At 56.7% G+C, this 11,648-nt stretch carries 8 protein-coding genes and 1 tRNA gene; 2 read left to right on the top strand and 7 right to left on the bottom strand.

Annotation, left to right across the window (positions count from 1 at the left end):
• Window positions 1-62: 62 nt before the first annotated feature.
• Window positions 63-2,741, bottom strand: coding sequence for a pyruvate, phosphate dikinase (gene ppdK / locus AC1D05_RS25125; RefSeq protein ID WP_477444422.1), 2,679 nt, complete (start codon window positions 2,739-2,741; stop codon window positions 63-65).
• A 226-nt stretch (window positions 2,742-2,967) separates the two neighbouring features.
• Between ppdK and AC1D05_RS25120 the strand changes: the two genes are divergently transcribed.
• Window positions 2,968-3,312, top strand: coding sequence for a VOC family protein (locus AC1D05_RS25120; protein WP_477444421.1), 345 nt, complete (start codon window positions 2,968-2,970; stop codon window positions 3,310-3,312).
• A gap of 128 nt (window positions 3,313-3,440) precedes the next feature.
• Window positions 3,441-3,515: transfer RNA gene (locus tag AC1D05_RS25115), tRNA-Gln, on the top strand.
• Between the two features lie 69 nt (window positions 3,516-3,584).
• Here AC1D05_RS25115 and AC1D05_RS25110 read toward each other — a convergent pair.
• The 6 genes from AC1D05_RS25110 to AC1D05_RS25085 all read right to left on the bottom strand — a co-directional run bounded on the left by AC1D05_RS25110 (window position 3,585) and on the right by AC1D05_RS25085 (window position 11,536).
• Window positions 3,585-4,727: an acyltransferase family protein gene (locus tag AC1D05_RS25110; RefSeq protein WP_477444420.1), complete on the bottom strand. Its 1,143-nt coding sequence runs from the start codon at window positions 4,725-4,727 to the stop codon at window positions 3,585-3,587.
• A gap of 112 nt (window positions 4,728-4,839) precedes the next feature.
• Window positions 4,840-5,487: a NeuD/PglB/VioB family sugar acetyltransferase gene (locus AC1D05_RS25105; protein WP_477444419.1), complete on the bottom strand. Its 648-nt coding sequence runs from the start codon at window positions 5,485-5,487 to the stop codon at window positions 4,840-4,842.
• Window positions 5,484-6,506 (bottom strand): glycosyltransferase, encoded by a 1,023-nt coding sequence (locus tag AC1D05_RS25100; protein ID WP_477444418.1) that lies wholly within the window; start codon window positions 6,504-6,506, stop codon window positions 5,484-5,486. The genes AC1D05_RS25105 and AC1D05_RS25100 overlap by 4 nt, the downstream gene beginning before the upstream one ends.
• 596 nt (window positions 6,507-7,102) lie before the next feature.
• Window positions 7,103-9,373 carry a glycosyltransferase gene (locus AC1D05_RS25095; RefSeq protein ID WP_477444417.1) on the bottom strand — a complete coding sequence of 757 codons (2,271 nt, stop codon included), beginning with the start codon at window positions 9,371-9,373 and terminating at the stop codon, window positions 7,103-7,105.
• A 34-nt stretch (window positions 9,374-9,407) separates the two neighbouring features.
• A complete protein-coding gene (locus AC1D05_RS25090) occupies window positions 9,408-10,193 on the bottom strand; it encodes a sulfotransferase family 2 domain-containing protein (RefSeq protein WP_477444416.1) in 786 nt (261 codons plus the stop codon).
• 212 nt (window positions 10,194-10,405) lie between these two features.
• The gene (locus AC1D05_RS25085; protein ID WP_477444415.1) at window positions 10,406-11,536 is read right to left on the bottom strand and encodes a DegT/DnrJ/EryC1/StrS family aminotransferase; all 1,131 of its coding nucleotides are present in this window, start codon (window positions 11,534-11,536) and stop codon (window positions 10,406-10,408) included.
• Between the last annotated feature and the right edge of the window lie 112 nt (window positions 11,537-11,648).

Raw genomic sequence — 11,648 nt, 5'->3', positions numbered from 1 at the left:
GCCGTTAGCACGTTCGCGTGAGTTTTCATACAAAACGGTAAATTTTAGCGAGGCCTAAGATCCTAACCTTTGCCTGCCTTCGCGACCAGCACCGCGGCCTGCGCGGCCGCCAGCCTGGCGATCGGCACGCGATAGGGCGAGCACGACACATAGTCGAGCCCGACCTCCTCGCAGAAACGGATCGATGCCGGGTCGCCGCCATGTTCGCCGCAGATGCCGAGCTTGATGTCGGGCCGGGTCGCCCTGCCCTTTTGCGCCGCCATGCGCACCAGTTCGCCAACGCCGTCGATGTCGAGCGAGACGAATGGGTCCTGCTCGATGATGCCCTTCTGGCGGTAGGTTTCCAGGAACGAGGCCGCGTCGTCGCGTGAGATGCCAAAGGTGGTCTGGGTAAGATCGTTGGTGCCGAAGGAGAAGAACTCGGCCGTAGCGGCGATGACATGGGCGCGGATCGCCGCGCGCGGCAGTTCGATCATCGTGCCGGTGAGGTAATCGATCTTGACGCCGGTCTCGTCCATCACGCTCTTGGCGACGGCATCGATGCGCGCCTTCACATAATCGAGTTCCTTCACGAGACCGACCAGCGGCACCATGATCTCGGGCACGACCAGCGCGCCGGCCTTCTTGCCGGCCTCGACGGCCGCCTCGAAAATGGCGCGCGCCTGCATCTCGGCAATCTCGGGATAGGAGACGGCCAGCCGGCAGCCGCGATGGCCGAGCATCGGGTTGAATTCGTGCAGGGCCTCGGTGCGCTGCCTGAGTTTGTCGGGCGAGACATTCATGACGGCCGCGACCTCGGCGATTTCGGCTTCGGTCTTGGGCAGGAATTCATGCAGCGGCGGATCGAGCAGGCGGATCGTCACCGGCAGGCCGGCCATGATCTCGAACAATTCCAGGAAATCCGAGCGCTGCATGGGCAGAAGCTTGGCAAGGGCGGCGCGCCGCTCCTTCTCGGTGTCGGCCAGGATCATCTCGCGCATGGCGACGATGCGCTCACCGTCGAAGAACATGTGCTCGGTGCGGCAGAGACCGATGCCTTCGGCGCCGAAAGAACGGGCCATGCGGGCGTCGAGCGGCGTTTCGGCGTTGGTGCGCACCTTCATGCGGCGCACCGCGTCGGCCCATTCCATGATGGCGGCGAAATCGCCTGATAGTTCGGGCTGCAGCATCGATACGGCCCCCTTCAACACCTGGCCATTGCTGCCATCGATGGTGAGGATGTCGCCCTTGCGGAAAGTCTGTCCCATCGAGAGGAGCGTGCCGGCCTTGTAGTCGACGCGCAGCGAGCCGGCGCCAGACACGCAAGGCTTGCCCATGCCGCGCGCGACGACGGCGGCATGGCTGGTCATGCCGCCGCGCGTGGTCAGGATGCCCTCGGCCGCATGCATGCCGTGAATGTCCTCAGGGCTGGTCTCGATACGCACCAGGATCGCCTTGCGGCCTTGCGTCTTCAGATCCTCGGCATCGCCCGAGGAAAAGACGATCTCGCCGGTGGCGGCTCCGGGCGACGCCGGCAGGCCGACGCCGATGACGTCGCGCGCGGCCTTTGGGTCGATGGTCGGGTGCAGCAACTGGTCGAGCGAGGCGGGGTCGATGCGCGCGACGGCTTCCTCCTTGGTGATCAGGCCGTCCCTTGCCATTTCGACCGCAATCTTCAACGCCGCCTTGGCGGTGCGCTTGCCCGACCGGGTCTGCAGCATCCACAATTTGCCGCGCTCAATGGTGAATTCGAGGTCCTGCATGTCGCGGTAGTGCTTTTCCAGGCTGTCGGAGATAGTGACGAAGGACTGGAAGGCGTCCGGCATCAACTTCTGCAGCGAAGGCTTGTCGGAGCCGGCGGCGATGCGGGCGGCCTCGGTGATGTTTTGCGGCGTGCGGATGCCGGCGACGACATCCTCACCCTGCGCGTTGACCAGGAACTCGCCATAGAGCTGCTTTTCGCCGGTCGACGGGTTGCGGGTGAAGGCGACGCCGGTGGCCGAGGTCTCGCCCATATTGCCGAACACCATGGCCTGGACGTTGACCGCCGTGCCCCAGCTTTCGGGGATGTCGTGCAAACGCCGGTAGGTGATGGCGCGGTTGTTCATCCAGCTCGAGAACACCGCACCGATGGCGCCCCAGAGCTGTTCGTTCGGATCCTGCGGGAAGGGTTTGTCGAGTTCCTCCTCCACCTTGGCCTTGTAGAGTTCGATGACGCCCTGCCATTCGGCTGCCGTCAACTCGGTGTCGAGTTCATGGCCCAATCCGCCCTTCTGGTCCTCCAGGATTTCCTCGAACACCTCGTGGTCGAGGCCCATGACGACATCGGAATACATCTGGATGAAACGACGATAGCTGTCGTAGGCAAAGCGGGCATCGCCGGAATCGGTGGCCAGCGCCTCGACGGTCTCATCGTTCAGGCCGAGATTGAGCACGGTGTCCATCATGCCCGGCATCGAGGCGCGGGCCCCGGAGCGCACCGACACAAGCAGCAGCTTCGACGGATCGCCGAACCGGCGGCCGGTCAGCCGGCCGATCTGATCGAGCGCGACGGCGACATCGGCTTCCAACCCCGCCGGATAGGCACGGCCGTTGGCGTAAAAGGCGTTGCAGACCTCGGTGGTGATGGTGAAGCCCGGCGGCACCGGCAGCCCCAGGCTGCACATCTCGGCCAGGTTGGCGCCCTTGCCGCCCAGCAGATTCCTGTCGCTGGCACGGCCTTCCGCCGCACCATCGCCAAAGGTGAAAACCCATTTGGTCATGCTTTGCTCTCCGGTTGCAGGAGATTGGAAAGATTGGCGAAACGGAAAGTTCCGCCCTGCTCCGACTTTGGAGCGATATGATGCTGCAGTGCGAAAGGCAAGCGCCGGCAAAGCCGTCCTGCCGCTACAATCGATTAAGAAAAAGCCTCGCCCGGGCATGCGGCAAAAAGACTTGCCCCCTCAGGGTTCGACGACTAGAACACAAAGGGAACATAGAGGTGCCCCCATGAAACTGACTGGAAAACTCGACTATCTGGAAATGCCGGCGACCGGCGGCACGCTGGACCGGTTGAAGGCTTTCTACAGTTCCGCCTTTGCCTGGTCGTTCACCGACTATGGGCCGACCTATTCGGCCTTTGCCGAAGGCCTGGATGGCGGTTTTCAGGCCGATGCCTCGGAAGCAGCGGCCAAGCCTCTGCCGGTGCTCTATAGCGACAACCTCGAGGAAACGCTGAGCGCCGTCGAAAGCGCCGGCGGCACGATCGTCAAGCCGATCTTCGCGTTCCCCGGCGGCCGACGATTTCACTTCGTCGATCCGGCAGGCAATGAGCTGGCTGTCTGGAGTGAATAGCCCGCTTGGGCAGGATCCGGTGGCATTGTGGATGGCTCGATTTGGGCGTTCTTGCCCTCGCTCATAAAGCATTGTGCTTTTCGGCTGCTCTGCTAATAACGCGCCGCACAAGCGACTCTGACGGCAATTGGGGCGTCGCCAAGTGGTAAGGCATCGGTTTTTGGTACCGACATTCCCAGGTTCGAATCCTGGCGCCCCAGCCATCAAGCCGCCAATCGTCACCACGCTCGTAACTACCCACCATGAGATCTTGGTGTGCTCCAAAGTGCGTTTCAGGTTGAAACTAGCGGCGCGACCCGGCGATCGGTAAGCGTGGGTAGCCCCAGCGTCAGCTTCCGACCCAGCCAAATGCCTCCCTGCTCGAAGATACGTTCGGAGAGCGCCGCGAAGGGGATCGTTAATAGGAGCACGACGCTTCCAACGATCAGTCCAGTCAAAAGGGGATGAGTGGGGTATACGTCAAGAGGCGCCACTATCGACCAAGCGACAAACAGCCAAATGACGTTGAGCAGATAAAGGCTATAGCTGATACGCCCCAGAAACAGGACCGGATGCCAGTTCAGAAAGCGAACTACTGCCAGCTTCGGCGAAGCGTAGTAGACGGCACCGACAAGCCCCCCGCTGACCACGGTCTGCCCCATGGCGCTCTGAATGCCGCCCATGTTGGTTACAGCCCTCAAGACAAAGAACGCGACGCAAAGCAGGATGAGCGCCACACCAGTCACGTCGGAGAAAAACTGTTTCAAGCGCTCATCTGCGACTAACATTCCGACCATGAAAGCGGACAGCCAGCTGTGCATGTTCGGGGCCCAAAGGACCATCTCCGGATTGCCAAAAGCAAAAATCGAATAGGCTACGCAAATCAGCACAGCAAATGAACTGAATATGCGACTGAAAAAGTACGCAGCAAGGATGAACGGCACGGCTAGAATCTCTGCCTGTATGGTGCCTGACGGGCCGTGCCAGCTGATTTTGAAAAGCAACGCGTTCAACAGCGGGTCGGCTAGGTTCGGGGCTGGAAAGCCTGGCCAACCCATTTGCTGATAGAAAATAGCCAGAACTAGAAAGCACGCCATGCAGAAGAACATGGCCGGATATAGCCTACAAAGCCGCCGCACTATAAAATTCGCAACGACAATGCCCGGACTGCCGGCGCTTCGCTCGAGAGAAAGTCGAAGTACAAAGCCGCTCAAGACAAAAAATAATATAACTGCACTGTTCCCATTAACAAGCGCAAGAACAACCTTCGTCGCTACGTCATAAGCCGCACTCATTTGCTGTATTGGCGGCATAAGAACTTTATTAATCAGAATTTGGTGATAGAGAATTGCGTGATAGAAAATCACCGACGTCGCAGCTATGCCCCGCAGACCATCAAGACCATTGTTCCGATATTGATCAGTTGCTTCCGCCATTTCCTAGCCTTGTCAGTGCAAGCTGCAGTAATTCGAGATCAAGGCCCATCGGCGAGGGATAGCTATCGAGCCTATGGGTTCGTGGTATCACTAAGCACGTCCAATCATGCGTTTAATGCGAATCCCGCTCGCCCGCCTGCCGTAATCGGATGGCACGAGCTGGTGTTCCCACGTAGGTGCCCGCCACATCGATATTCTCAATTACCGTTGCACCTGCCCCGATGATGACGTCGTCACAGATGGTTACCCCGTCGATCACGGTCGCACCTGCGCCGACAAATACGTTCGAACCAATCCGAGCGCGTCCGGCGACCGCCGCGTTGACTGATATGTGGGAAAAATCCTTCACTTCGCATTCGTGCTCGACGATTGCGCCTGTGTTGACAATGACACCGCGGCCCACACAGGCCCCCGGGCCAACATGCGCGTGGTGAGCAACAAGCGTCCCTTCGCCTATCTCAGCTAGGGTGCCAATCGTCGACTTGAGCGAGATGAGGGTGGCGATCGGCGAGATCGGATTACTCCAGATGGCTTTACGGCCGAGATTGTCGCCCATGGCCGGGAACAAGAACCAGCCATTGCCTAGATCGGATGGCAAGTCGCTGACCACCGGAAAACCCGCGAAACTCTCATTCGGTCGGGCGTTGCTGTCGACAAAAAGCAGTTCCTTGACTCCAATGCTAAGCGCAACATCAGCCACGGAGCGCGAATGACCTCCGAACCCCAAAACGCAAATGCTGCTGTGAGCAGGTTGCTTCATGCCGGCGCTGTCTGCCGAACGCGGGTCGCCATTTCATCTAGAATGGCTATGTGCTCATCCACCACGTCGTGCCAAGTCCGCTTGGAAAGCACATCGTTGTAGAACCTGCGCTGCTGAGTATAGAGGCCGTCCCGGTGGTTCAGCGCCCACTCAATTTTGTCGGCTACGGCTCGCCAGTCATATGGATCGAAAAGAGAGGCCTCGCAGAGTGCAGAGTCCGTCAATATCTCGCGAGTCACTTCGATATCACCCATTATCACGGGCGTTCCGACCGATAGCGCCTCTGTGAACGTAAAGGGCATTCCGCCCTCGGAGAGACTGGGATTCACCGCTAGGTCCGCCAAGCTGTAGCAAGCGGAGAGTTCAGATTCGGTAAGAGCATGAAGGCAGAGCACGTCCGCGCCCAATTTTCGCTCATCCAGGAATGCCTTGACGCTTTCGTAATCTCCGCGACCGGTGAGGATCAGCTTGTGGCCGATACGTCGATTGCGCAACAGCCACTCGTATGCACGCAGCAAGGTCATTACATTTTTTGAAGGACGGAATTGGCTCGCATAAAAAAGGAACTTCACCTCCGAATTTCCAAAGGTGCTGCCATAACCAACGTTACTCGCCTTTCGAATTGCTCCGAGCAACAAGGACTTTGCGTACGTTCGGCTGGTTGCGTCATTGTCGGGGAAGCCCGTGATCTTTATTGGCCCGCTCAAATCATTTGGGGCATGGTGGATAATTCGAACGGCCATCGGATCGATGCCGAACCTCTGGACGAGAGTGTCGCGCTTGATGTGCTCACTGTAGGTGACGAAATTCTTGCTTGCGCGAAGGGTGCTGGCGACCGTTTGGTAGGAATGAAACATGGGGTCGCCCCCGATTTCGGAAAACCCCGCCGGAAACTCTGTCATGACAACGTCAGGCACGCACGTGAGAACAGGTGCTTTCAGTTCATTCACATTTGGCCAAAAGGCTGCCGGCGTGTACCAGGCAGATATATCTCCATCAGCATTTCCAGCCTCGATCATCAAAGCTGTCTCCCGGGCGAGCATACCCTCGTACAACCGGAAAGGAATGTTCGAGGGCAGCGCAATTGGGAGCCTTTTCAGAACCCGCCAAATCCGCCTCGGAGCCTGCTTGAGCCCTCGAAATGTAATACGCGCAGTTTTGCGGGCAAGGCGGATTGCGAGAAGTGCCATCCCGGCGGGCAACGCCAACAGCGCGCTGTAGGCAAGCCAACCGAAAAGTGCGGGAAAGCTCCGAGCGCTCGCAATGCGCTCCTTTAGCCATTCAGCGTGCGCGACCGCCGCCGGGTATACACGACTAACAAACCACCCCGACCGTCTCTGCTTTTTCTCAAGCTTTTTCGGCCGCCTTAGAAATCTATACAATCGGAAAAGTGCCGGGGTCCGAGACGGCCCCAAAAGCCCATACGAATGTTCCTGGATGCCAGCTTCCACACATAAGTCAATTAGTGCGGGTCGCGACCAGCTCGGGCATAACACCGAAAAATGGCAATCGCCTTTCGCCGTTGCTGCCTTTAGAAACGCCGCCAAATATCGGCCGAGGCCTTCGGTCCGAAGATCCATACTTGGGGGGTAAGCAATGAAAATTCCGTATTTCTTCATATGAACTCACGCACGACTTTCCAGTAGGCGGAAGCGAGGCGGTCGATGGACTGGGTAGCGAGGCTTTCGGCGGCGACAACTGCTCGATCTTTGTCGACCAAATTGACCTCCATCGAATGCAGTTGAGCAGCCATATTGTCAGCGCTTCTCTGATCCATAAAATTCAAGCCGAGCTTGAACTGCTCTTCTATCTCCCGCATGGCAGGGTAATCGCTCGAAAGCGAGGGCACACCAAAATGGGCAGCTTCAATGACACTGAATGTTCCATTGTCCAATTCAGCCGGATGCCAAAGAAACGCTGCGGAAGAAAGCTTTTGTCGGTAAGAGGCCTCCGAGAGTTCACCCACAAATTTGACCTTCTGCCTTAGAACTCGGCTGCCCGCGATGGTGCGAGCAAGCCCCTGGAGATGGGGCAACTGGCTCTTGACGATCCCGTCAGTGCCGACCCCCGTCACATGGCATTCAAGCCGCCCATCATAAATCTCATAATAGAGCTGCAAGGCTTCGAGAGCACGCACATGGTTTTTGTGCGCTCCCACGTTGGTAGTCCATAAAAAATGGCTTTTCTCGCCATCCCGGTTACGAACAGCATTTCCCCGTTCCGGCGCCAACATTGGCACCTTTGTAACTCGGCTCGTTTTGACTCCAGCGTACTGAAGGGCGTCCTGACGCGCAAACTCTGTGGTTACAAGGATATGGTCTGCGCTGCGGTTGTTGACGAGGATCTGCTCTTCTAAATCCGTAACCCGATAATGGCGCTGTAAATAATCGAATACCATCAATATCCTGGGGCGCAGGGGCAAAAGAGGCAGGGAAAGCCGATCCGAAACGACCACCCACAGATCGCAATCGCCAAGCTCCTGTATCCCGTCCTCCATTACGAGGTATTTCGCAAACTCCGGCTCCCACTCAGAGTGCCCCGCATATCGCATTGCGCGTAGCGCTTCGGCCGCATCAATGGCGCGCCACCTAAATGACCTGATGTTGACTGAGCCACGCAAATCTGCCCAGTCGTTCGAAGAGTAGACCGATGGATCGTCGAGGTGAACCAGCACCACCTCCGCCGCCTCTCCGGCCTGCATGCCTCCTACAGAAATCGCCATGGCCAACAGCTTTGCGGCACGAAGAGTCCCACCTCGGTAGCCCACAGGGATGATGACTGCTATGCGTTTTTTGCGATCATTATTCGGGCGCGGGTTGCTAATCTGCAGTTGTCCCACGGCCGCAGTAAGATTGTCGCGCCAGACTTGCTCCAGACGATCGGTTTTCATTGCATCAAGCAGCTTGGTTTGACTTGCCCTGATTTCGTCGGCCAAGCGGGGGTCGCCTTGCAACAGCTTCAGCAATTTTGCCCTGGCCTCCGGTATAGAGCGAGCTCGACCAGGAAGATTCTCACCGCCGAGCCTGTCGAGCATTCCGTCAGCCATGAAAACGAGCGGCATGCCCGCGCGCACAGCTTCAAAGGGGTGAAAGTGGACATGACGCGGTTCGCTCGAATGGTAGAACATAGCTCGCAGGTTCTGCATGTTTCGTTCATGCACTTCGCGCGAGACAAACCCGAGCACGTTTGGATCCTTCACCGCAATCGGCTGGCTCCCGCCAATTACATAGGGCAACCCGGCGAAATCACGTTTAAAATCGTCATAGATTTTCCGGTAGTACGGATTGATTCCCAAGTCCGGGCAGACAAAAAATATGCGCTTGTCGTCTCCATTCCATTGATCGTCGATCTCCAGAGATGGAAGTCCCAAAGGAAGGTAAACGACCCGCTTGCGAATAAATTCGTCTTCAACTTCACTCAGACCTTTGTATGCCTCCCCAAACCAAATCCGATCTCCCATATCTTCTAGATTCCGTAGTCCCCCGGTAAAATGTTTACGGATTTTCGAGTACGTCAGTGTGCGATCAAGGCCGTAGGCGCGCCAGACAGCTGTTCCCGTAAAGTGGCGAGAGATGCTTTCAAGAGTCTCTCGTGACTGAACGATAAAGAAAATAAGCGAAAAGTGACGATTGGCGATGGACCAAACTTCTTTGCCCGGATCACCATACCAATCGGCGCCATTAAGAATAGCCAAATCCTGCCGCGGAATTGTCAGATGCTGGTCTTCAGAGAAGTCAACTGATGCGCTTCGGAAGCTCGGATCAGCAGGATAATTCTTGGGGAGAAATATCTCATTGAACCCACAGGCCTTGAGCATTGGTATCTCGAATCGACGTGCGGCGCCGTGATTCAATAGCCACATAACGCGGGGAATTTTTCCAGTCATCGGGCGGCGCCGCACCGTATTCTTCCAGCAATCGTCACCGTCGGGAAACTCCTCGGATTCTCTTGTCGAACAGCCTGCAGCCGAACTCGTACAGTTCAAAATCATTCGAATTCAGGGCGCGCAGACGTGCCATTGCAATCGGCGACAATTCCGATGTGGCCTTATTCGACCTATTTTCGCTCCCGGTAGAAACCGTGTAGGGGAGCGTGTTCGCGAAGTGCGACCTGAACAATTGGATCGACTCTTCAAAGCGTTCAACGACACCAAAATAGGTGAAAGTGTTCTCGAGATTACGCTTCGCACTCTCGAGCATGCCTGGTCTGTCGGGCTGGTCTGCCAAATACCGAGTTTGCACGTCCCTTATGTGTCCTTCGATGTAAGGGTTCTCCGACATAATGAACTCTTCAAGGGTTGCGGTTTGCGAAAACCGCACAGCTTCTATCTGGTAGGGCTGCATCGCTTTCAGCCACTCGTCGGTCAGATTGCTTGCTATTGACCACGATTTCCATTGCGAAATAGCTCGTGCCAAAGGATGCCGGAGGAAGGTCAGGTAATTGAATTTCCTTCCCGTGCCTTTCAGCAGAAAGTAGTCATAGTGCCCCCAATAGAGCCTAAATGGGCTGCTAAAATCGCGCGTAGTCGCCATATCCCCCATAAAGGGTGGGGCTATCTTCGAGGGATCGCCGATATTCGTCATCAGGTATTCGACAAATGCCGTCCCAGCGGTCTTCGGGATATGAACGAACGCAAGCGGATCCTTAGGATCGCGGGCGTTTATCGGCGTTGGCTTGCACAGACGTTGCAATAGGCCCTGCATCATGGATAGTTATCTTCGCAGCTCAGGATCGCATATGCGACAAGCGCTTCCGAAGATCGAAATCCGTTGCCAATCAACAGCTTGCGCTGAGGCATACGTCGCAGAGTTGTTGGTTCACGGCTCGTCAAGATCACGACTTCGAGCTTACCTGCTGGGTAATTCACAGTGACTCCCAATACCTCAAGGCGCGCCGCGCCGTTATCTAATTCCTCAGACTACCCAAAAAAGGAACGCACATCGGCGCAAATCCGACCGACCTGCTCCCCAGTCAAGCCAGGGTAACTTGGAAGGTTGATTCCGCGAGCACTAAGGCTACCACCAACCGGGAAGTCTCCCTCCGCCAAACAATGAGGCATTCGGTGAGCCTGTGGAAAGAAGGGGCGGGTTTCTATTCCTTGTTCTGCCAGATGCGCCCGTAGCGGGTCACGGTCCTTCGGATGATCGAGAATCACCGAACACATCCAATGAGAATGGACAACGTCCCCGATAGGATCATGCGTGCGCAGGGGCAGGCCTGACAAGTCAGTACGGTATGCGTCCGCCAGTCGGCGCTTCATCTCAAGGATACTTGGAGCGATCTCGAGCTGCGCCAGACCGATGGCGGCCTCAATATTTGTCATGCGATAGTTATAAGCTAGGATATCGTGCCAATATTCGCGAGTGACCGAAACCCCCTGGTTCTTAAGCCTACGGCATTGCGCCAGGATTTCAGGGTCGCGCGCCAGCACCATACCGCCTTCCCCCGTAGTGATCGTCTTGTTGCCGAAAAAACTGAATGTCGCAGCGTCACCGAAAGTTCCTACGTGCTGCCCGTTCCACCGCGACCCGAACGCTTCCGCGCAGTCTTCTATCAGAAGAATTCCATATTCTTGGCAAATGGCAATTATTGAGCCCATCTCGCACGGATGGCCATAGAGATGAACGGCCATCACCGCTTTGGTTTGCCGTGTAATAGCTCTTCGGATCGCGTCGGGATCCATTTGCAGTGTCGATTCGAGCGAATCGACAAAGACGGGCCTCGCTCCGGTTTGTAGGATTGTGTTTACAGACGCGATATAGGTGAAACTTGGCACGACGACCTCGTCCCCTGGCCCTATCCCAAGTGCCACGAGCGCCAGGTGGATAGCTACGGTACCGTTAGCGACACTTATTGCGTCATCCGCGCCGACAAATTCTGCAAATGCGGTCTCGAACTTCGATATGAATCCGCCCCGGGATGAAATCCAACCCGTAGAGAGGCATTCGTTCACATAGCGAGATACATTCCCCCCCAACTGAGGCTCATAGACTGGAATACGGCTTATGTCGGCACCTGATAATTTCGCTGGTGCAAGCCTGATCTCCATTGGATATACATTCCCCCGCTTCCGCCTAATACTATCAGGGGTAACGCCACAGTGGCGGGCATACAAGTTGCAATGCCCTTTCTTTGCACTGTAAATGGGCTGATTGCTGTTT

The organism is Mesorhizobium sp. P2_E9, assembly GCF_056403815.1.
This window is presented reverse-complemented; position numbering and strand designations above follow the sequence as displayed.